This window comes from Gemmobacter megaterium, from assembly GCF_900156815.1.
GTDB classification, from domain to species: domain Bacteria; phylum Pseudomonadota; class Alphaproteobacteria; order Rhodobacterales; family Rhodobacteraceae; genus Wagnerdoeblera; species Wagnerdoeblera megaterium.
The window spans coordinates 281910-301135 of the sequence record NZ_FTOT01000002.1; the positions used below are offsets into that span (position 1 = coordinate 281910).

The 19226-nt window shown below is 65.9% G+C and carries 24 protein-coding genes and 1 tRNA gene; 14 read left to right on the top strand and 11 right to left on the bottom strand.

Going from position 1 to position 19226, the window contains the following annotated elements; all coding sequences use genetic code 11:
• Positions 1 to 13 precede the first annotated feature (13 nt).
• The 3 genes from BW970_RS05805 to BW970_RS05815 are packed head-to-tail and all read left to right on the top strand — an operon-like array spanning position 14 to position 2119.
• Positions 14 to 697, top strand: coding sequence for a molecular chaperone DjiA (locus tag BW970_RS05805; RefSeq protein WP_076529475.1), 684 nt, complete (start codon positions 14 to 16; stop codon positions 695 to 697).
• Positions 697 to 1725 carry an endonuclease/exonuclease/phosphatase family protein gene (locus BW970_RS05810; protein ID WP_076529476.1) on the top strand — a complete coding sequence of 343 codons (1029 nt, stop codon included), beginning with the start codon at positions 697 to 699 and terminating at the stop codon, positions 1723 to 1725. The genes BW970_RS05805 and BW970_RS05810 overlap by 1 nt, the downstream gene beginning before the upstream one ends.
• A 31-nt stretch (positions 1726 to 1756) precedes the next feature.
• Positions 1757 to 2119 (top strand): hypothetical protein, encoded by a 363-nt coding sequence (locus BW970_RS05815; protein ID WP_076529477.1) that lies wholly within the window; start codon positions 1757 to 1759, stop codon positions 2117 to 2119.
• Here the strand turns inward: BW970_RS05815 and BW970_RS05820 are convergent.
• Entirely contained in the window at positions 2116 to 2955 is an 840-nt protein-coding gene (locus BW970_RS05820) for a lytic transglycosylase domain-containing protein (RefSeq protein WP_407645263.1), read from the bottom strand. The genes BW970_RS05815 and BW970_RS05820 overlap by 4 nt on opposite strands.
• A gap of 399 nt (positions 2956 to 3354) precedes the next feature.
• On the opposite strand from BW970_RS05820, the gene BW970_RS05825 reads away from it, so the two are divergent.
• From BW970_RS05825 to cpaB, 4 genes are all read left to right on the top strand, one after another.
• On the top strand, positions 3355 to 3543 hold the full coding sequence (locus BW970_RS05825) for a Flp family type IVb pilin (protein ID WP_076529479.1): 189 nt from the start codon (positions 3355 to 3357) through the stop codon (positions 3541 to 3543).
• An 83-nt stretch (positions 3544 to 3626) separates the two neighbouring features.
• Entirely contained in the window at positions 3627 to 3815 is a 189-nt protein-coding gene (locus BW970_RS05830) for a Flp family type IVb pilin (RefSeq protein WP_076529479.1), read from the top strand.
• A 200-nt stretch (positions 3816 to 4015) separates the two neighbouring features.
• Entirely contained in the window at positions 4016 to 4195 is a 180-nt protein-coding gene (locus BW970_RS05835) for a hypothetical protein (RefSeq protein ID WP_076529480.1), read from the top strand.
• Between the two features lie 56 nt (positions 4196 to 4251).
• Positions 4252 to 5091: a Flp pilus assembly protein CpaB gene (gene cpaB / locus BW970_RS05840; protein ID WP_076529481.1), complete on the top strand. Its 840-nt coding sequence runs from the start codon at positions 4252 to 4254 to the stop codon at positions 5089 to 5091.
• Positions 5092 to 5254: 163 nt separating this feature from the next.
• Here cpaB and BW970_RS05845 read toward each other — a convergent pair whose 3' ends face one another.
• The 8 genes from BW970_RS05845 to BW970_RS05880 form a co-directional block, all read right to left on the bottom strand.
• Entirely contained in the window at positions 5255 to 6331 is a 1077-nt protein-coding gene (locus tag BW970_RS05845) for a 2'-deoxycytidine 5'-triphosphate deaminase (protein WP_076529482.1), read from the bottom strand.
• A gap of 63 nt (positions 6332 to 6394) precedes the next feature.
• Positions 6395 to 6472, bottom strand: a tRNA-Pro gene (locus BW970_RS05850).
• A 71-nt stretch (positions 6473 to 6543) separates the two neighbouring features.
• A complete protein-coding gene (locus tag BW970_RS21070) occupies positions 6544 to 7599 on the bottom strand; it encodes a MerR family transcriptional regulator (protein ID WP_229740461.1) in 1056 nt (351 codons plus the stop codon).
• 14 nt (positions 7600 to 7613) lie between these two features.
• Entirely contained in the window at positions 7614 to 7913 is a 300-nt protein-coding gene (gene ihfA, locus BW970_RS05860) for an integration host factor subunit alpha (protein WP_076529483.1), read from the bottom strand.
• Positions 7914 to 7995: 82 nt separating this feature from the next.
• Positions 7996 to 8970, bottom strand: coding sequence for a beta-ketoacyl-ACP synthase III (locus BW970_RS05865; protein ID WP_076529484.1), 975 nt, complete (start codon positions 8968 to 8970; stop codon positions 7996 to 7998).
• A complete protein-coding gene (gene plsX, locus BW970_RS05870) occupies positions 8967 to 10091 on the bottom strand; it encodes a phosphate acyltransferase PlsX (protein ID WP_076529485.1) in 1125 nt (374 codons plus the stop codon). Before plsX ends, BW970_RS05865 begins: the two co-directional genes overlap by 4 nt.
• A gap of 34 nt (positions 10092 to 10125) precedes the next feature.
• Entirely contained in the window at positions 10126 to 10332 is a 207-nt protein-coding gene (gene rpmF, locus BW970_RS05875) for a 50S ribosomal protein L32 (protein ID WP_076529486.1), read from the bottom strand.
• Positions 10333 to 10490: 158 nt separating this feature from the next.
• On the bottom strand, positions 10491 to 11027 hold the full coding sequence (locus BW970_RS05880) for a YceD family protein (protein WP_144038885.1): 537 nt from the start codon (positions 11025 to 11027) through the stop codon (positions 10491 to 10493).
• Between the two features lie 96 nt (positions 11028 to 11123).
• Here BW970_RS05880 and BW970_RS05885 point away from each other — a divergent pair, with 96 nt between their 5' ends.
• Positions 11124 to 11588 carry an outer membrane protein assembly factor BamE gene (locus BW970_RS05885; protein ID WP_076529487.1) on the top strand — a complete coding sequence of 155 codons (465 nt, stop codon included), beginning with the start codon at positions 11124 to 11126 and terminating at the stop codon, positions 11586 to 11588.
• A gap of 118 nt (positions 11589 to 11706) precedes the next feature.
• Here BW970_RS05885 and BW970_RS05890 read toward each other — a convergent pair whose 3' ends face one another.
• The gene (locus tag BW970_RS05890) at positions 11707 to 12849 is read right to left on the bottom strand and encodes a pyridoxal phosphate-dependent aminotransferase (RefSeq protein WP_076529488.1); all 1143 of its coding nucleotides are present in this window, start codon (positions 12847 to 12849) and stop codon (positions 11707 to 11709) included.
• 113 nt (positions 12850 to 12962) lie between these two features.
• Here BW970_RS05890 and BW970_RS05895 point away from each other — a divergent pair, with 113 nt between their 5' ends.
• From BW970_RS05895 to BW970_RS20915, 3 genes are all read left to right on the top strand, one after another.
• A complete protein-coding gene (locus BW970_RS05895; protein WP_076529489.1) occupies positions 12963 to 13709 on the top strand; it encodes a DsbA family protein in 747 nt (248 codons plus the stop codon).
• Between the two features lie 154 nt (positions 13710 to 13863).
• Complete coding sequence (gap, locus tag BW970_RS05900) at positions 13864 to 14865, top strand: type I glyceraldehyde-3-phosphate dehydrogenase (RefSeq protein WP_076530153.1); 1002 nt, start codon at positions 13864 to 13866, stop codon at positions 14863 to 14865.
• A gap of 111 nt (positions 14866 to 14976) precedes the next feature.
• Positions 14977 to 15117, top strand: a complete 141-nt coding sequence (locus BW970_RS20915; RefSeq protein ID WP_188475542.1) for a hypothetical protein — start codon at positions 14977 to 14979, stop codon at positions 15115 to 15117.
• 12 nt (positions 15118 to 15129) lie between these two features.
• Here the strand turns inward: BW970_RS20915 and BW970_RS05905 are convergent, their stop codons facing one another.
• Positions 15130 to 16785, bottom strand: a complete 1656-nt coding sequence (locus BW970_RS05905) for a divergent polysaccharide deacetylase family protein (RefSeq protein ID WP_076529490.1) — start codon at positions 16783 to 16785, stop codon at positions 15130 to 15132.
• Positions 16786 to 16941: 156 nt separating this feature from the next.
• Between BW970_RS05905 and BW970_RS05910 the strand changes: the two genes are divergently transcribed.
• The 3 genes from BW970_RS05910 to BW970_RS05920 are packed head-to-tail and all read left to right on the top strand — an operon-like array spanning position 16942 to position 19180.
• On the top strand, positions 16942 to 17523 hold the full coding sequence (locus tag BW970_RS05910; protein ID WP_076529491.1) for an anthranilate synthase component II: 582 nt from the start codon (positions 16942 to 16944) through the stop codon (positions 17521 to 17523).
• Positions 17520 to 18536: an anthranilate phosphoribosyltransferase gene (gene trpD / locus BW970_RS05915; RefSeq protein ID WP_076529492.1), complete on the top strand. Its 1017-nt coding sequence runs from the start codon at positions 17520 to 17522 to the stop codon at positions 18534 to 18536. The genes BW970_RS05910 and trpD overlap by 4 nt, the downstream gene beginning before the upstream one ends.
• Positions 18533 to 19180 carry a uracil-DNA glycosylase gene (locus BW970_RS05920; RefSeq protein WP_076529493.1) on the top strand — a complete coding sequence of 216 codons (648 nt, stop codon included), beginning with the start codon at positions 18533 to 18535 and terminating at the stop codon, positions 19178 to 19180. The genes trpD and BW970_RS05920 overlap by 4 nt, the downstream gene beginning before the upstream one ends.
• Positions 19181 to 19226: the final 46 nt, after the last annotated feature.

Consider the following 19226-nt stretch of genomic DNA (forward strand, 5'->3'; position numbering starts at 1 on the left):
TTATGCTGGCACCATGTCGATCTGGACCCGCATTTCCGAAGCACTGGCCGCCCTTGCCAATGGCGAGGGGCTGGCGGCTGTGTTCGACCGCCTGCGTACCCCGCCAGAGCGTTCGATCGCCTTCACCATCGCCATCATCGGTCTGGGCGCCAAGATGGCCAAGGCCGATGGCGAAGTGACCCGCGACGAGGTGCGCGCCTTTCGCCAGATCTTTTTCATCCCGCCACAGGAAGAGGCGAATGCGGCCCGTGTCTTCAATCTCGCCCGTCAGGACGTGGCCGGGTATGACGCCTATGCCCGCAAGATCGCGCGGATGTTCGCAGGCGACCGCGAGACGCTGATGGACATCATGGAGGGACTGTTCCGCATTGCGGTGGCCGACGGCGACTACCACGAGGCGGAAGATGCGTTCCTGCGCGACGTTGCCGGGATCTTCGGCCTGCGCGAATGCTGCTTCAGAGGGTTGCGCGAACGCCATGTTCCGAACCTTCCGCATGATCCTTATGATGTGCTGGACGTTGACCATGACGCACCGCTGGAAGAGATCCGCGCGGCCTGGCGCACGGCAGTCAAGGAGAACCACCCGGATCGCATTCAGGCGCGCGGGGTGCCGCCCGAAGCCGTCCGGTTGGCCGAGCAGCGCCTGATTGCCATCAATGCGGCCTGGGAGGAGATCAGCCAGGCACGCGCGGCGTGATGCGACTGGCAACCTGGAACATCGAATGGATGAACGCGCTGTTCGATGACGACGGCGAACCGCTGGACGATGACGGACCATCGGCCAGATACCGCGTGACACGGCGCGAACAGCTGGTTGGCATCGGAATCGTTCTGGCCGCAATGGATGCCGATGCGGTGTTCATCGTCGAGGCACCCGACGACAACCGACGCCGCAGCACGGTGCGCGCGCTGGAAACGCTGGCCGAGGTATGTGGCCTGCGCACCCGCCGCGCCATCATGGGGTATCGCAGCGACACAGAGCAGGAACTCGCGCTGCTGTATGATCCCGACAGGATGAGCGTGGCGGTCGATCCGCAGCATTCCGACAACGCGCCACGCTTCGATGGCGACGCCACAATAGACCTTGGCAATGGCAACGGGGCCGAGCTGATACGCTTCGCCCGCCCACCGCTGGAACTGGCCGTCACGCCTGCCAGAGGAACGCCATTCCGCCTGATCGGCGCCCATGCAAAATCCAAGGCACCGCACGGCGCGCGCACCAAGGCCGATGTCTGGCGGCTGGGCTTGGCGAACCGCCGCAAGCAGTTGGCCCAGTGCATCTGGCTGCGGAGGCGCATCGAAGCCCATCTGACGGCTGGCGACGATCTGATCGTGATGGGCGACCTGAACGACGGACCCGGCATCGATTCCTTCGAAGGGGTTTTCGGCATCTCCGGGGTCGAGATCGTCATGGGATGCGCCGAAATGGCAGGATGTTCGATCAGCGGGCCGATGCGCCTGCACGATCCACATGCCATGGAGGCGCTGCGGCGGCCCATGGGCGGCGGGCCGTCCAGCGCACGATTTTACAGCAAGGAAACCGAACGGTACTTTTCGGCGCTGCTGGACTATATCCTGGTTTCGCCCTCTCTGGCCGCCAGGCGGCCGAAATGGCGGATCTGGCATCCTTTCGACGATCCGGTCTGCTGGAAAACCCCCGAGTTGCGACAGGCCCTTCTGGCAGCGTCGGATCACTTCCCGGTGACGCTGGATTTGCCGTCGTGACGTTGTCCCGATGCGGGGCTAATCTGCGCCTATGCGTGTGTCCGTTGCCCTTGCCCTCCTGCTGCTGACAACCGCCCCTGCGGCGGCTGACGATCCGCCCGCGGCCGCACCACCGGCAGACAGCGAGATGGATCAGGGGCTAAGTCTGCTGGGCGAAGGCGCGCGGCTGCTGTTTCGCGGCCTGATGGCAGAGATGGAACCGGCGCTGGATGAAATGGCCGGGCAGTTGCAGGCAATGGAACCCATGCTGCGGTCGCTAGCGGAAATGATCGGCGACATGCGCGCCTATGATGCCCCGGTCAAGCTGCCGAACGGCGACATCCTGATCCGCCGCAAGCCGCCCGTGATCGTGCCGGAGACCGACTCACCGGCAGAGCCCGAGATCGAGCTTTAGCCGCCGGCGGCGATCACCTTGAACACGCATGGATCGCTGACCAGTTCCGGGGGGGTCGCACACAGCCCCTGGGCCACCTGCCAGGCCGCCAGCACCTTGGGCACATAGGCGCGGGTTTCGGCATAGGGGGGAACGCCACCGTTGGTTTTGACCGCCCCCTCCCCCGCATTATAGGCCGCCAGCACCATCAGCGGATCGCCGTCGAAATGCTTCATCAACCAGTCGAGATAGGCGACCCCTCCGCGCAGGTTCTGCACCGGATCCGTGCTGTCCGTCACCCCGAAGCGGCTCGCCGTGGCCGGGATCAACTGCATCAGCCCGACCGCTCCGGCACTGCTGACCGCATCGGCGCGGCCACCGCTTTCGATCCCCATCACCGCCAGCACCAGCGCCGGAGAAACCCGTGTGCCGATGGTCGCCTTGAGGATCTCTGTGCCAAAGCGGTTCGCCATATCCTGCATGGCCTGCATCCGCGGCGCCGCCACGCTGCCCCCACCCGGCGCCTTGCCCAGCATCTCCAGCGCCTTGCCAAAGCGTCCCGTCACGGAGCCCAGCGTTGGCGTCACCTCCGCCCAATACCAGTCGAACAAGCCAGGCGCACCAGAGGGCGGCGGCGGGGCCACCGCCCCCCCTTCGACGGAGACCTGCGGTTCCGGCCGGGCCGCGGGGATCGCCAGCAGTCGCGCCTGTTCCGCCGGGTCGATCTGCACCAGCGCGCGCTTTTCGCCGGCGGCAGGCACCTTGACCCGTTTGAAGGTGAAATCGTTGGTCGGGGCTTCGGCCCATCCCGGCGCAGCCGCCAGTGCGGCGGCAACGACACCCGCACATAGGCCGATACGCGCCCCCGTTGCGAGGCGCCGCCCAACTTGAAACTGCAACATCACTGCTCTGCCCGTTATTGCCCGGCTTTGCGCCAGTTTGCCAGAATATACCCGATTTCAGAAGTCTTGCGTGATCGCTGCGGCAATCGCCCGGCAAAAGCGGCAAATCTGCCGCGATCCGCCAGGGGAGTCATCAGACTTCATACAAATTACTATTTAATATCAAGTAATTAGATTAAAATTTGGATAGTTTGATTAGTCCGAAAATACCCGATACCTGCCCAACTCGTGCCACGATTCAAAGGCCATATCCACTCATGCCAAGACGGAAGGCAGACCGGAACAGAGGCCGGGATGACGCACTCCAGACCGGCGAACTGAACCGAGCAAACATCCTGTTGGAAGGACTCCAGAATGAAACTCTTCTCGCTGCTGAAAAAATTCCGTGCCGACGAATCGGGCGCCGTGACCGTTGACTGGGTCGTGCTGACCGCCGCCATCGTGGGCCTGGGCGTCATCGTCATCCAGACCGTCGGCGGTGGCATCACCACCGTGGCCGATGAAATGGCCCTCAAGATCGAAGAAACCGTCGTCGGCTACTGATAGCCCCCTGGCAACCTGATTTCCCGATATCGCGGCTGATCGTGCCACAGGGCGCTGGTCGCAAGAAACCAAAGGACAAGACCATGAAACTCTTCTCGCTGCTGAAAAAATTCCGTGCCGACGAATCGGGCGCCGTGACCGTTGACTGGGTCGTGCTGACCGCCGCCATCGTGGGCTTGGGCGTCATCGTCATCCAGACCGTCGGCGGTGGCATCACCACCGTGGCCGATGAAATGGCCCTCAAGATCGAAGAAACCGTCGTCGGCTACTGATAGCCGCCGCTCTGGTAAACTCAGGCAAAGGCCGCGCCACGGGCGCGGCCTTTCCTCTTTCGCATCCCCAGGCATCGCGCGGCGATTGACGCCACGATTGTTCATCGAGCTTCCGTACAACCTCCCTGTTTTCGCCACATTCCACCGACACTCTTTTCCAATAGCGCCGCACGGGGCGGAAGCGGAACCGGGAGACACCAGTGAAGCGGGTTGCGAACGACTTCATGACGAACGAGGACGGCGCGGTCTCGGCCGATTTCGTTGTCCTGACTGCCGGTGTGATCGGGCTGTGTATGCTGTTCATCATTCCGGTCCTGAACGAATCGGTGAACTGGGGACAGGCGATTGCCGATCTGGCATCGCGCAACCTGGGGAACTGAACGGGTGACTCGGCCGAAAGCCAAGGGGGCTGGCCGTCAGATCGAGGAAGACTGAGATGCGTATGGTATTTTCGTTGGTCATGGTGCTCGGGATCGCGCTCGCTGGCTTTGCCGCCTGGAAAACGTCGCAATTCATCAACGTGACCAAGGCGCGCGAGCAAGCGGCCTTGCGGCGCATCGTGCCGACGGTCGAGGTGTTCGTCGCCAAGAAGCCCCTGCCCTTCGGCCATGTGCTGACCCCGGATGATGTGGTCAAGGTCGCCTGGCCAAAGAACGCCCTGCCCGAGAACACGTTCCAGGATCCGGCACTGCTGTTCCCCGGCGATGGCGCCCGCCAACGTACCGTGATCCGCCAGATGGAAAAGTTTGAACCCCTGCTCGTCTCCAAGGTCACGGAACCCGGCGAGGATGCGGGCCTGAACACCCGCCTTGGTCGCGGGATGCGGGCCTTTACCATCCGCGTCGATGCCTCGTCCGGTGTATCGGGCTTTCTGCGCCCCGGCGACCGGGTGGATATCTACTGGACCGGCACGACGGCCGGCCTCACCGACGAACGCTCTGGCGAGATCACCAAGCTGATCGAATCCGGCATCAATATCGTCGCCATCGACCAGAACACGGAAGGCGGCTCTTCCAGCGCGGCCCGCACCGTGACGGTTGAAATCTCGCCGCAGCAGGTTGCCCGGCTCGCCCAGGCGCAAATGACCGGCCGACTGGCCTTGTCGCTGGTAGGTATCGCCGACGACACCCAGGCCGCCGCCGCCGATGTCGACAAACGCGGGCTGCTGGGCATCGAGCGCGAGGAAATCGCGCCGGTAGAAGCCGCAAGGGTCTGCACCATCCGCACCCGCAAAGGCGCCGAGGTGGTGGAGATCCCGATCCCCTGCACCAACTGAGCCCCGATCCGGCACTCCGGCCGCGGTGCGCCCACCAGGGCCGCCGCGGCCTTGCGTTGCGCAGCATGGCCATTGCAGCGATGCGATCACACGGCCCTTGCGCCCTGATCCGGGTATACACACCGCAGCCATCCGACGCAGGCCACGGGCGCCGACAGACGGATCAGCCCCGGAAATGCTTGGACAGCTTCAACCCCTGGCCCTGATAATTGGACGCGATTCCAGCGCCGTACAGCGTATCCGGGCGCTCGGTCATGCGTTCATACACCAGCCGGCCCACCACCTGCCCATGCTCCAGCACAAAGGGCGCCTCGTGGCAGCGCACTTCGAGCACCCCCCGGCTGCCCGCGCCCCCCGCAGCGGCATGGCCGAACCCAGGATCGAAAAACCCGGCGTAATGCACCCGGAATTCCCCGACCATCGCAAGATAGGGCGCCATTTCAGCCGCATGATCCGGCGGGATTGTCACGGCCTCGCGGCTGACAAGAATATAGAAAGCGCCGGGGTCCAGGATGATGCGTCCCTGGGCGCTGTGCACCTCTTCCCAGAAGTCGGCAGGATCATAGGCGCCGACCCGGTCCAGGTCGATCACGCCGGTATGCGGCTTGGCGCGGTAGCCCACCAGATCGCCGTCCTTTGGGCGCAGGTCCACAGAGAACCCCAGCCCGCCGGAAATCAGCGGCTCGCCCGACACCAACGGTTCCCGCGCATGGAGAGCCGCCAAGGCGGCATCGTCCAGCATCGCATTCCCCCGGCGCAGGCGCAGCTGATTCAGCCGCATTCCCGGCCGCACCAATACCGAAAAACTGCGCGGACAGATCTCGGCATACAGCGGGCCGTGATACCCTGCCGGGATCCTGTCGAATTCCACACCGCCATCCGTGATCGTCCGGGTCAGAAGATCCAGCCGCCCGGTCGAGCTTTTGGCATTGGCCACTCCGCCGACATCCCCCGGCAACGCGAGATGTTCCATCAAAGGCACGACATAGACGCAGCCCTTCTCCAGCACAGCGCCATGGGTCAGATCCACCCGATGCATCTCGAATTCGGCAATCCGGTCCGCGACCCGCTGCCCCTGCCCGGCCAGGAACGACGCGCGCACGCGATAGGCCACCATGCCCAATCGCAAATCCAGGCTGGCTGGCTGTATCTGCCCCGGCGGAACGGCGGGATCGGCGGCGATGGCACCATCGGCGATCATCTGCCGGATCGTCTGAGCAGGCAGAACGCCGTCACCCATGATAGCCCCCTTGGAAAACGGAACCGCCCGCGCTGCCGAATGGCAGGCGGGCGGTTTCGGTAATGGTCGGGCCGGTGAGATTCGAACTCACGACCTTCCGCCCCCCAGACGGACGCGCTAACCAGGCTGCGCCACGGCCCGACGAGGGGGATACATACCCATATTCCGCGCAGGAGCAAGGGCGAAATCGCGTCACGCCAAACCTATTGCGATCACACATGCCCCCCGTCGATGCGATCACGCAACAGACGCAGGTCGCGGGCAATGTCTCGCAGGATCATGCGGTTCTGGGCCGAGGGCGAAATCCGCCGGATATGCCTTGCCAGCAAAGGCATATCGTACTGCATGTCATCGGGTGCCGACGATTGGGCTGTCTCGGGCACCCGCAGGACGGGCGCCGACAGCGAAACCGGCGCAGGGGGCTGCGCGAACAATGGCAACCCTTCGAACGGATGGGCCGCGGCGCCGGAGGGATCGGAAAGGTCCGGCACCGGGGGATCATCCCCCGCGAGATGCCCTTCGGCAGACGTCCCCGCCGGTGGCGCCTCTGGCGGGGCGCGCAGCATATCATCCTCCTCGGCCGCAGTGAGCGGCGCATGGTCTGTGACAGATGGTTGGTCGTCCGCCACCGGCTCGGGCGGGATCGAGAGTGTTCCGCCTGACGCAGCAGGCGCCGCCTCGACCATGAGATGCTCCGCAGGTTCGTGCAGCGCCGCTTCGTCCAACGCATCCAGCGATGGGGCGGGCTGGGTGTCCGGCGCTGACAGGTCCGGCGCTGACAGGGCGCTGTCCGGCAGGGGCGGATCTGACGGCCCGCTCGGCCCATCGGCCTGGGGCTGCGTCTCCGCGTTCTCCACTGCGCCCGCAGGCAAAGGCAGCGCGGCATCGGGCTGGCGCGGGCCGGGCCACGGGATCACCCGCTCTGCCCCGGCTGGCGGCGGGGCCACGACAGTCGCATCCTCATCGGACCATTCCTGCTGCGCATCGGAGGCAAGCCCCTGATCCGCCAATTCACAGACATGCCGGACACCCTGTTCGCGCAGGATCTTCTGCACACCGCGGATCGTGATGCCCTGATCGTGCAACAGACGCCGGATGCCCGCCAGCAGCGCGACATCCGTTGGTCGATAATACCGCCGCCCACCGGCCCGTTTCACCGGGCGGATCTGCGTGAACCGGCTTTCCCAGAACCGCAGAACATGCGCAGGCACCTCCAGCAGGTCGGCGACCTCGCTGATCGTGCGGAACGCATCGGGCGATTTTTCCATCCGCCCTGCGCCCTTCAGCCTTTGCCAGCCGCCACGCGATCCTTCATCAGGTGCGAGGGCCGGAAGGACAGCACGCGGCGCGGCGAAATCGGCACCTCTTCGCCCGTCTTGGGATTGCGACCAACGCGGGCGGCCTTGTCCCGCACCGAGAAGGTGCCGAACGAGGAAATCTTCACCGTCTCTCCGGCGACCAGCGCATCCGAGACATGTTGCAGAACCGATTCAACAAGTTGCGCCGATTCATTGCGCGACAGCCCGACCTCTCGGAATACGGCTTCGCTCAGATCCATGCGTGTCAGAGTCTTTTCGCCCATACCGTCCCCCCGGTGTTTGGGGCAGAATGGGCCAGCCAATTTTCCGAGTCAATATCAATGGCTTGCAGTGGCGCCTTGACGCCTACCAGCGCAGCACCACCGCGCCCCAGGCCAGACCGCCGCCGATGGCCTCTGTCACCAGCAAATCACCCTGCTTGATCTGCCCGCGCGCCTTGCCGACCGAAAGCGCCAGGGGGATCGACGCGGCCGAAGTGTTGCCATGGTCCTGCACGGTGACGATCACCCGCTCCATGGGAACCTGCATCCGTTCGGCAGTGGCCGTAATGATGCGCAGATTGGCCTGATGCGGCACGATCCAGTCCACATCGGCGCCGCTCAGCCCGGCCTTGTCCAATGCGGTATGGGCGGTTTCAGCCAGCTTCTGCACCGCATGTTTGAAAACGGCATTCCCCTGCATCCGCAGATACCCGGCCTGTCCGGTCGAGGACACCCCGCCATCGACATACAACAGGTCGCGGTAGCGTCCGTCGGAATGCAGATCGACCGACAGGATCCCGCGATCTGCGACCGCACCCGTCCCGTCTTGGGCCTCCAGCACCAGGGCACCGGCGCCATCACCGAACAGCACGCAGGTGCCGCGGTCAGTCCAGTCCATGATGCGCGAAAAGGTCTCTGCACCGATCACCAGAACGCGGCGGGCCTGTCCCGACAGAATCAGCCCGTTGGCGTTGGCCAGCGCAAAGACGAATCCGGCACAGACCGCCTGCACATCATAGGCAAAGCCCCGTGTCGTCCCCAGCCCGGCCTGAACCATGGTGGCCACCGAGGGAAACGTGAAATCCGGTGTCGAGGTTGCCACGACAATCGCGTCGATGCTGTCCGCCGGCATACCGGCATCGGCCAGTGCCGCCTGAGCGGCACGGATGGCCAGATCAGAGGTCGCCTGCCCCTCGGCCGCGAAATGCCGCTGCTGGATACCAGAGCGCGACCTGATCCAGGCGTCGGTGGTGTCGAGGGTTTTCTCGAATTCGCTGTTGGGGACCACGCGTTCGGGCAAATAATGCCCAACGCCCCGTACGACGGCGCGGATTGTCATGAATTGAACGCGGCTCCTTCCCCCTGCCCGGCCGTATCCTGCCCCGCCGCACCGGCAGATGCAACCCGCGCGGCCAGTCGTTCGATGAACCCTGCGCGAGCGAGCCGGCAGGCCAGACCGATCGCAGCCTCGACGCCCATCGCATCGGCCGACCCATGGGATTTCACAACCGTGCCGTTCAACCCCAGAAAGACCCCGCCATTCACCCGGCGCGGATCAATCCGCGTCTGCAACCGCTTCAATGAGGTCAGCGCCAGCAACGCGGCAATCTTGGACAGGAACGTCGCATTGAACGCCGCGCGCAGCGCATCGCCGACAAACCGGGCCGTGCCCTCGCCGGTCTTGAGCGCGATGTTTCCGGTGAAACCATCGGTCACGATCACATCGACCCGGTCAGAGGGGATATCCCCGCCTTCGACGAACCCGACATAGTCAAAGCCACCCGCCCCGGTGGCCGGACCGATCAGATCATGCGCGGCCTTCAGCTCTGCCCGGCCCTTGTGCTCTTCGGTGCCGACATTCAGCAACCCCACGCGCGGCCGCGCCAGACCAAGGCCGTTCCGCGCATAGGACGCCCCCATCAGGGCATATTGCAGCAGGTCGGGCGCATCCGCCTTTACGTCGGCGCCAACGTCCAGCATCACATTGAACCCGCCGGGGTTCCGGCTGGGCCACAGACAGGCGATGGCCGGACGGTTCACGCCGGGCATCCGGCGCAGACGGATCATGGAAACCGCCATCAGCGCGCCGGTATTGCCACAAGACACCGCCGCCGCCGCCTCGCCCGAGCGCACGGCCTCGATGCAGGACCACATCGACGTGCCTTCGCCATGCCGCATGACCTGGCTCGGCTTGTCCTCCATCGTCACCACCCGTGGGGCGTGACGCAGTTCCACCATGGACGAAAGGCCCGGCTTCTTGTCTAGAAGCGGGCGCAAAACGGCTTCGTCGCCATGCAGGATCACGCGGACATCAGGGTTGGCAGCGATAACCGCTGCCACGCCCGAAACAACAGCCGAAGGGCCGCGATCTCCGCCCATCGCATCGACCGATATGACCAGACCTTGCCGCGATCCGGCATGTCCAGCGTGATCAGTCTGTTCCGATCCGGTCGAACCCATGGCGGAACGCGGCAAGCGGCGTCAGGCCGAAGCCTTACGCCGCGTCCTCGTCCAGATCGACTTCGCTTGCGGTCGAGACCACTTCGCGCGAATCGTAGTGGCCGCAGGCACCGCACACATGGTGCGGGCGCTTCAGCTCACCGCAGTTCGGGCATTCATTGGGGTTCGCGGCGACGAGCGCATCATGGGCACGACGCATGTTGCGGCGCGAACGGGTGACTCGGTTCTGCGGAACGGCCATTTCTAAACCTCGGGCTTGTCGGGGACACGCCCCTGATTCTCTTGCGTAAATCGCTCTGATCGCCGGATTTTGACCGGCTTGGTGCGACCTGTCTTGCGAGGCGCGGAACATAGACGGATTCTGCGCGGGCGCAAGGGGTTTCTGCGGGGTCCGGCGGCTCAGCCCTCCAGCTTTCCCTTCAGCGCCGCCAGGCCGGCAAAGGGCCGCAATGCCTCGTCGGTCAGCGGCTCTGTCCCCGGCTCGGTGAACACGGCCTGCCCCAGTTCGGCGCCGGGCGCGCGCGGATAGTCGGGCAAGGCCAGGGCCAGCGCCTCGACCATCACGGCCTCCAGATCGACCGCCTCGGGCAAGGGCTCGCGGCTGTCATCCGCCGGCATCTCCACCTCGTCGCCGTCCGGGTCCGGCATGTCGGCGACGTAGACCCGACCCACCCGGACATCGAGCGCGAAGGGCACGGGTGCAAGCGTGACAACGCAGGCCTGATCGCCTGCCGCTTCCAGCCGCCCGTCCAGCGCAACATCCGAGCGGCCATGCGGCCGCAACTCGCCGCTGAAGCGCAACTGCGTCAACGTCAGAAGCCCCAGGTCGTCGGCCAGGGCTGCGCGATCCGGCGCATCGGGCGCAAGCTCGAACGCGCGGCGGCGGTTGCCGGTCAGTTCCGCAGTGCGGATACGGTTGGTGGAACGGTCGGTCATGCGGGCCTCCGTCTGATCGCGCGGTCTTGCTTGAACCGCGCCGAAACCTTCTGTAAGCCGGATAGGAGGCTTCGGCAGTCAAGACAAGAGGACGCGATGGCTAAGGCGATAATCGGGTTGCGCATGGCCCTGGTTGGGTTGGCGCTGCTGACGCTTGGCGCCTGCGCCGAGATCATCCGTAACCACGGCTATACACCATCTGACGAGGAACTGGCCGATGTCGTCGTCGGAACGGACACCCGCCAGTCGGTTGCGGCCAAGGTCGGGCGCCCCTCGGCCGGTGGCCTGATGGCCGACAGCGGCTGGTACTATGTCCAAAGCCAATGGTCCCATCGCGGTGCCCGCGCGCCCGAGGAAATCGACCGTCAGGTTCTGGCGGTCAGCTTTGATGACCGGGGCCGCGTGGCCAATATCGAAAGGTTCGGCTTGCAGGACGGCCAGGTCGTTGCCTTGTCGCGCCGCGTGACAGAGACCAACATCCGCGGCGTCGGGTTCATCCGGCAGATGATGGGCAACCTCGGCCGCTTCGACGCCGGCCAGTTCATCCGCCAGGGGCTCTGACCCACCCGGCACAGGCGACCGGAGGCTGGCATCGCCCGCCTCCGGCGCGACAGGTGGAGCAGGGACCAAAGGCACGCCGTCCTGGGATTTACGGACAGCGGCCTGCCTGTGCGGCGACTCAGCCGCGCGCGGCCATGAAGCGTTGCAGCCGTGCCAACCCCTCTGCAATGTCGGCGGTCGCCCGCGCATATGAAAAGCGCAGCGTCCGGTGCCCGCGCACGGGATCGAAATCCAGCCCCGGCGTGACCGCAACCCCAGCCCCGTTCAGGATGTCGGCGGCCAGCGCGCGGCTGTCATCGGTCAGGTCGGACACATCGGCATAGATATAGAACGCCCCGTCTGGCGGCGCGATCCGCGTGAACCCTGCTTTGGGCAACCCCTCCAGCATCAGGCGGCGATTCTCGGCATAGACGGCCCGATTTGCCTCCAGCTCCGGGATGCAGTCCAGCGCGGCCAAGGCGGCGATCTGGCTGGCATGGGGCGGGCAGATGAACATGTTCTGTGCCAGGCGTTCGACAGGCCGCACCAGCCCGTCGGGAACCACCATCCAGCCAATGCGCCAGCCGGTCATCGAGAAGTATTTCGAGAACGAGTTGATAACCACCACCTCGTCCGTAACCTCCAGCGCGCTGACCGCCGGGGTCTCGTAATGCAGCCCGTGGTAGATCTCGTCAGAGATCAACGCGATGCCCTGCGCAGCGCAATGGGCGGCAAGGGCCGCCAGTTCGGCCTTGCCCAGCATGGTTCCCGACGGGTTGCCGGGCGACGCGACAATAAGCCCTGCCAGATCCTCGGAAATCTGCGCAGGAACCGGCTGGAACCGCGTTTCCGGGCCGGTCGGCACGCCGACGGCCGTCAGGGACAGCGCCTTGAGGATATGCCGGTAGCTCGGGTATCCCGGCAGGCCAAGCCCCACCTTGTCGCCCGCCTCGAACAGGGCGGTGAACGCCAGCAGGAACGCGGCAGAGGATCCGGCCGTCACCACCACCCGCTCGGGGCTCACCTCGACGCCATACCAGCGGCGATAGAGCTGTGCGATTCCCGCACGCAGTTCCGGCAGGCCAAGCGCCACGGTATATCCCAGCGGATCGCGCCCCATCGCATCGGCCAGCGCCTGTCGCGCCGCCTCTGGCGCCGGGGTGCCCGGTTGCCCCACTTCCATGTGGATGATGTGGCGCCCCTGCACCTCCAGGCTGCGCGCGGCCTCCATCACGTCCATCACGATGAAGGGATCCACATCGCCTCGACTTGAAACCCGCATGTGCTGCCCCCTATGGTACATTAAGACCGTGGACTTGTTCCGCGCCGGCGCCCCCCGGTCAAGGGTCGATCATCAATCACCGCCGGACCTCCGGCACCTCAACCGGAGTGACCATGCGCCTTCTGACCGCCGCCCTTTGCCTTGCCCTTGCTGCACCGGCCTCGGCCCTTGATCTCTCCGCGATGTCCGCCACCGAACGCACGGCCTTTGGTCAGGCGGTGCGGGAATATCTGCTGGAAAATCCCGAGGTGCTGATGGAGGCGATAGGGGTTCTGGAACAAAAGCGCGAAGCCGATCAGGTTGCCACTGATCTGAAGATCATGCGCGACAATGCCGATATGCTTTACACCAATCCCGCAGACTGGGTGGGCGGCAATCCGGCAGGCGATGTGACGGTGGTGGAATTTCTCGACTATCGCTGCGGCTATTGCCGGAAGGCATGGGAGGATGTGGAAAACCTGGTCGCCGCCGATGGCAACATCCGGCTGGTGCTGAAGGAGTTTCCGATTCTGGGCGAGGATTCGCTTGCCTCGTCGCAATTCGCCATTGCCGCGCGCAAACTGGGCGGCGACGAGACCTACAAGAAGGCGCATGATGCGCTGATCTCGCTGGTCGGCCCGGCGGATGAGGCCGCGCTGTCCGATCTGGCAGAGGACCTCGGGCTCGACCCGGCCAAGGTTGCCGCCGAGATGATGTCGGACGAGACGGCGGCCATCATCCGCGCCAACCATCAGCTTGCGACCTTGCTGCAAATCAATGGCACGCCCACCTTCGTGGTGAACGAAACCATGGTGCGTGGCTATGTCCCGATGGACGGGATGCGCCAGATCGTCGATGGCCAGCGCAAGAAGGCAAACTGAGCCGGAGCCGTCACCTTTGTGTGACCCTTGGCGGAAATCGGCCGCCCGAACAGCCGTGTTTGCGGTAACACCATGATTTGGCGGGGATTCCGCGCTTTCGCCTTACCGAAATCCGGTGTAACGGGGCGGCAATCCCCTTTTCATGGAGTCGCGCATGACCATTACCATCGGCATCAACGGCTTTGGCCGCATCGGGCGCTGCACGCTGTCCCATATCGCCGAGGCTGCGCGGACGGACGTGCGCGTGGTCGCCATGAATGCCACCGGCCCGATCGAGACCAATGCCCATCTGCTGAAATACGACAGCGTGCATGGCCGGTTCGGTGGCACGGTCAAGGTGGATGGCACCACGATGGATGTGGGTCAGGGCCCGATCCGCGTGATGTCCACCTACAACCCCGAGGAACTGGACTGGTCCGGCGTCGATGTCGTTCTGGAATGCTCGGGCAAGTTCAACGACCGCGACAAGGCCGCCGTCCACCTGCGCCATGGCGCCAAGCGGGTGCTGGTGTCGGCCCCGGCCAAGAGGGCTGACAAGACCATCGTGTTCGGTGTGAACGACGGCACGCTGACCGCCGAGGATCTGGTCGTGTCGAACGGATCGTGCACGACCAACTGCCTGGCCCCGCTGGCCAAGGTGCTGAACGACACGGTCGGAATCGAATCGGGCATCATGACCACGATCCATTCCTACACCGGCGATCAGCCCACGCTGGACCGCCGCCACAGCGACCTCTACCGTGCCCGTGCTGCGGCCATGGCAATGATCCCGACAACCACCGGCGCTGCCAAGGCCCTGGGCGATGTGCTGCCCGAACTTCAGGGCAAGCTGGATGGCTCGGCCGTGCGGGTGCCGACGCCGAACGTGTCCTGCGTTGATCTGACCTTTTATGCCGGCAAGGATGTGACCGCCGCCGAGATCAACGAAATCATGCGCGAAGCCGCTGCCGGTCCGATGGGCGCGGTGTTGGGGTATGACCCCGAGCCCAAGGTCTCGATAGATTTCAACCATACCACGCAATCGTCGATCTTCGCGCCGGACCAGACCCGCGTGGTCGGCAAGCGCATGGTGCGCGTGCTGTCGTGGTACGACAACGAATGGGGGTTCTCGGCCCGCATGGCGGATGTGGCGGCGGCGATGGGCCGTCTGCTCTGATCCCGCTATGCCATCGTGACACGGGAAAGGGGCCGCAAGGCCCCTTTTGCTTGCCTGCACGGCGCGCCCGGCTTAACGCTGGCACCGACCGGAACCGTAGGAACCGACACTGTGACCAACACGCTCGCCATCATCCTTGCCGGGCTGGTTCTGGCCGGACTGGGCCTGGACTACCTGCTTGGGACCGGCGCGGGGCTGTTTCTGGCCCGGCGCTTTCTTGATCTGGTCGACTGGATGGTCTTCTGGCGATAGCCCAGCAAGTGGCTATTCGGATGTCAGCGCCGCCGTCAGCGGAGCCAGCGCCAAAGAGGCCGCCCGTCCGTCCAGCGCCCATTCCAGCAGCGCCGTCACGGTTTCGGGGCGCAACCGGCCCAGCACAACCGCGCGCCCGTCCTGCTGCGCCTTGAAGGCCGCACGGTCCAGGTAGCGGCGGATCACCGGCGACGTTTCCTCCTTGGCGTCCAGATCACGAAAGATGGAAACCGTCGGCAACCCGCCGCGCCGCGCGATCTGATCTGCGGCGTTCAACCCGCGATCCCAGGTCACAAGCGCAAATCCACGCGCGGCCAGGGCGGGGGCCAGCGCCCCGGCCCAGGCACGATCCCCCTGCATCCCGCCGTCCGGCAGATCGACAACCGCCAGCGCCTGCGGAAACTGTGCCTCCAATGCCTCCATGGCGATTTCCATGTCGGCCGGGCCGCCCCGGCGCGGCAGGCCCGAGGCCAGCAAGGCCACCTCTTGCCCGGCGGCCCGCCAGACTGCGGCACGGTCCTGCGCATCGGGGTGCGACGGGTCCACGACCAGCGTCAGGGCCAGATCACTGGCCGCCAGTTCTGCCAGATCGACAGACATATCGGCACTGTCCAGCAACAGCACAGCGAATGGCGGCTTGGCATCGGAGTTGGCAAACGGACGCGCATTCCGCGCCAGCGCACCAACGGGCACCGTCGCTTGCGGCTCCGCCAGGGGCGCATCCTCGGGCGCGGCGATCCGGGGCAACCGCCCTGTCCGCACCCCCTCGACCGCACCGCTGAAGCCCGGCGCCGGACGGGGCGGGGGGGTACCTTCGGCCTCTGGCTCTGGTGTGTCGGGCCGTGTCTGCGGGGTCGGAACCGGCGCGTCGGGCAGAACCCGCGGCCCATCCGCCATCCGCTCCTCCTCGGCCAGGGGCGGAGGGCTGGGGGCTGCCAGTTCGGGGACCGGATCCGCCGGGGGCAGAACGGGCGCCGCCTCTGACGGGACGGCCAGTGCTGGCGGCGCCGCCGGAGCCTCGGTCGGGACCGGCGCCACAGGCGACAGATCCCCGGTGCTGCCGGGCAGGTCGGGCACCGGCGCGGGCAGTATCGAGGAGGGCGGCAGATCCACCGGCCCGCTGTCCGGCGCAGATGGCGCGACAGGCCGATCCACTGGCGCGACCGCCTGCGGCAATGTCGCCGGAGGCTGATCCGCACCGTCGGCCAGCACCGGCGCCGTGTCAGCGTCGTCCCCCGCCTCGCCTTCGGCATCCGGGGGTGCGGTCGCGGGAGGCTCTGTCGGCGGCGCTTCGGCATCGGGCATCGCTTCGGGTGTCAGGGGCTGCTGGGCGGGCACCTCTGGCAGGTCCGTCGCGGGAGCTTCGGGCAATGCGGGTTCCGCCGGTTCGACAGGCCCGGCGTCCGGGGTCTCGACAGGATCTGGAACTGCGGACGGGCTGGCGGGGTCTGCCACCGGCTCTGCCGGGGTTGGCTCCGGGGGCGCCACAATCGGCGGCGTTTCGGGTGCTGACGGTGCTGCGGGGGGGGTGGCCGGATCGGGCGACACCCCGACAGGCGTTTCTGCAACCGGAGACACCGGCAAAGGTGTGGTCAACGAGACCGCCACCAGCCCGACGCCCCCCAGAACCCCGCCCCAGAACATCCCTGCCAGAATTCCCCGGATCACAGATCCCTCCTGCCTCATACTGCCGCACGGTCCGGCAAACCTGTCCGTGGCGGTCTTGACGCCCTGCCCGCGCTGCGCGCATCTATAGCGCGACATCGGACGGGGTTCACCCCCTGAATACGCCGCAGACCGGCACAACGCCATGGGGGCACCGGCATGATCCTGCTGATCGATAACTACGACAGCTTCACTTTCAACCTGGTCCACTACCTTGGCGAACTTGGGGCAGAGGTGAAAGTGGTGCGCAATGACGCGCTGGACGTCGGGCAGGCCATGGGCCTTGGACCCGATGCGATCGTGTTGTCGCCTGGTCCCTGCGACCCTGACCGGGCGGGGATCTGCCTGCCCCTGACACTGGCCGCCGCCAAGGCGCGGGTGCCGCTGCTGGGCGTTTGCCTCGGCCATCAGACTATCGGCCAGGCCTTTGGCGGCCAGGTGGTCCGCGCCCCGCAGATCGTGCATGGCAAGACCGACCTGATGCAGCATCAGGGCCAGGGCGTGTTCGCCGGATTGCCCAACCCGCTGCGCGCCACCCGCTATCATTCGCTGGTGGTGGACCGCGCCACCCTGCCCGCCTGCCTTGACATTACCGCCGAGACCGGAGACGGGCTGATCATGGGCCTGCGCCACCGCGATCTGCCGATCGAAGGCGTGCAGTTCCACCCGGAATCCATCGCCTCGGATCATGGCCACGACATGCTCCGCAATTTCCTGACCAAAGCAAGGGTGCCCGCATGAGCATGGCCCTCAAGCCGCTGATCGCTGCCGCCAGCATCCGCCCCCTGACACGCGCCGAGGCAGAGGACGCGTTCGGCATCCTGTTCGCGGGCGAAGCAACCCCGGCACAGATGGGCGGTCTGCTGATGGCGCTGCGCACGCGGGGCGAAACGGTGGACGAATATGCCGCTGCCGCCTCGGTGATGCGGGCGAAATGCGTCAAGGTGACCGCCCCCGAAGGCGCAATCGACATCGTGGGAACCGGCGGCGATGGCAAGGGCACGCTGAACATCTCGACAGCCACATCCCTGGTCGTTGCCGGGGCCGGCGTCACGGTGGCCAAACATGGAAACCGCAATCTGTCGTCCAAATCCGGCGCCGCAGATGCGCTGACCGAACTGGGGCTGAACGTGATGGTCGGGCCCGACATCGTGGAGCGCTGCCTGACCGAGGCGGGCATCGGTTTCATGATGGCACCCATGCACCACCCGGCCACCCGCCATGTCGCGCCGGTGCGGATGGAACTCGGCACCCGCACCATCTTCAACATCCTCGGACCGCTGACCAACCCGGCCGGCGTGCGGCGGCAACTGACCGGCACTTTCGCCGCCGATCTCTGCCGTCCGATGGCCGACACACTGGCCGCGCTGGGGGCCGTCAAGGCATGGATCGTGCATGGAGGCGACGGGACCGACGAACTGTCGATCGCCGCCCCATCGACCGTTGCGGCGTTGCAAGACGGGATCGTGACCGAATTCACCCTATCGCCCGACGATGCGGGCCTGCCCTGGCATCCGTTCGAAAAGCTGCTTGGCGGAAGCCCGGCCGAAAACGCCGTCGCGCTGCGCGCGCTGCTGGATGGCGAGACCGGCGCCTATCGGGATGCCGTGCTGCTGAACTCTGCCGCGGCCTTGATCGTTGCCGACCATGCCACCACCCTGCCCGAGGGCGTGGACATGGCCCGCAGATCGCTGGACAGCGGCGCCGCACGGGACCGGCTTGACCGGCTGCGTCGGATCACGCCCGCACAATGAACCGGCCAGAGCCCCCCGCCGCCTGGGCACACCTGCCGTTTTTCGCAACGCAATGGCCCGCGCTTTGGGACCGGCTGGCCGCAAATCCCGGCTGGCAGCCAGCCCCCGAGGCGATCTTTCGTGCCCTGGCGCTGACCCCGCCCGATGCGGCACGGGTGGTGATCCTGGGGCAGGATCCCTACCATACGCCAGGCCGCGCCACCGGGCTGGCCTTTGGGTTTCCCCCTGGCACACCGCCCAGGGACAGCCTGCGCAACATCCTGACCGAGGTTGCCACCGACACCGGCCATGTCGCGCCCTCTGCCGATCTGACCGGCTGGGCGCGGCAGGGGGTTCTGCTGCTGAACACGGTGCTGACCGTGCCTGTCGGCCAGGCCAATGGCCACAAGGGTTGGGGCTGGGAACCACTGGTCGCGCAGATCCTGTCGCACCTGGCCACAACCGCACCGCGGGCCTTCCTGCTGTGGGGGGCGCCTGCGCAAAAGCTGTGCGCCAAGCTGCCGCGTGATGGGCACCTGTTCGTCGAAAGCCCCCATCCGTCGCCACTTGCCGCCTATCGCGGGTTCTTCGGTTCGCGCCCGTTCAGTGCCACCAATCGCTGGCTGGCCGCACAGGGCCTGTCCGAAATCGACTGGTCGGCCTGAGCGGTCCCGCGCCAGGATCGCATGGGCCACCGACCATGCCCAAAGC

Coding starts and splice junctions, on each gene's coding strand:
- rpmF (WP_076529486.1), bottom strand. CDS start 10,332: ATGGCCGTTCCGCAGAACCGAGTCACCCGTTCGCGCCGCAACATGCGT.
- BW970_RS05910 (WP_076529491.1), top strand. CDS start 16,942: ATGATCCTGCTGATCGATAACTACGACAGCTTCACTTTCAACCTGGTC.
- BW970_RS05810 (WP_076529476.1), top strand. CDS start 697: ATGCGACTGGCAACCTGGAACATCGAATGGATGAACGCGCTGTTCGAT.
- BW970_RS05845 (WP_076529482.1), bottom strand. CDS start 6,331: ATGGGTGACGGCGTTCTGCCTGCTCAGACGATCCGGCAGATGATCGCC.
- BW970_RS05815 (WP_076529477.1), top strand. CDS start 1,757: ATGCGTGTGTCCGTTGCCCTTGCCCTCCTGCTGCTGACAACCGCCCCT.
- BW970_RS05805 (WP_076529475.1), top strand. CDS start 14: ATGTCGATCTGGACCCGCATTTCCGAAGCACTGGCCGCCCTTGCCAAT.
- BW970_RS21070 (WP_229740461.1), bottom strand. CDS start 7,599: ATGGAAAAATCGCCCGATGCGTTCCGCACGATCAGCGAGGTCGCCGAC.
- BW970_RS05890 (WP_076529488.1), bottom strand. CDS start 12,849: ATGCGGGTTTCAAGTCGAGGCGATGTGGATCCCTTCATCGTGATGGAC.
- plsX (WP_076529485.1), bottom strand. CDS start 10,091: ATGGGTTCGACCGGATCGGAACAGACTGATCACGCTGGACATGCCGGA.
- ihfA (WP_076529483.1), bottom strand. CDS start 7,913: ATGGGCGAAAAGACTCTGACACGCATGGATCTGAGCGAAGCCGTATTC.
- cpaB (WP_076529481.1), top strand. CDS start 4,252: ATGCGTATGGTATTTTCGTTGGTCATGGTGCTCGGGATCGCGCTCGCT.
- BW970_RS05895 (WP_076529489.1), top strand. CDS start 12,963: ATGCGCCTTCTGACCGCCGCCCTTTGCCTTGCCCTTGCTGCACCGGCC.
- gap (WP_076530153.1), top strand. CDS start 13,864: ATGACCATTACCATCGGCATCAACGGCTTTGGCCGCATCGGGCGCTGC.
- trpD (WP_076529492.1), top strand. CDS start 17,520: ATGAGCATGGCCCTCAAGCCGCTGATCGCTGCCGCCAGCATCCGCCCC.
- BW970_RS05825 (WP_076529479.1), top strand. CDS start 3,355: ATGAAACTCTTCTCGCTGCTGAAAAAATTCCGTGCCGACGAATCGGGC.
- BW970_RS05830 (WP_076529479.1), top strand. CDS start 3,627: ATGAAACTCTTCTCGCTGCTGAAAAAATTCCGTGCCGACGAATCGGGC.
- BW970_RS05885 (WP_076529487.1), top strand. CDS start 11,124: ATGGCTAAGGCGATAATCGGGTTGCGCATGGCCCTGGTTGGGTTGGCG.
- BW970_RS05920 (WP_076529493.1), top strand. CDS start 18,533: ATGAACCGGCCAGAGCCCCCCGCCGCCTGGGCACACCTGCCGTTTTTC.
- BW970_RS05880 (WP_144038885.1), bottom strand. CDS start 11,027: ATGACCGACCGTTCCACCAACCGTATCCGCACTGCGGAACTGACCGGC.
- BW970_RS05865 (WP_076529484.1), bottom strand. CDS start 8,970: ATGACAATCCGCGCCGTCGTACGGGGCGTTGGGCATTATTTGCCCGAA.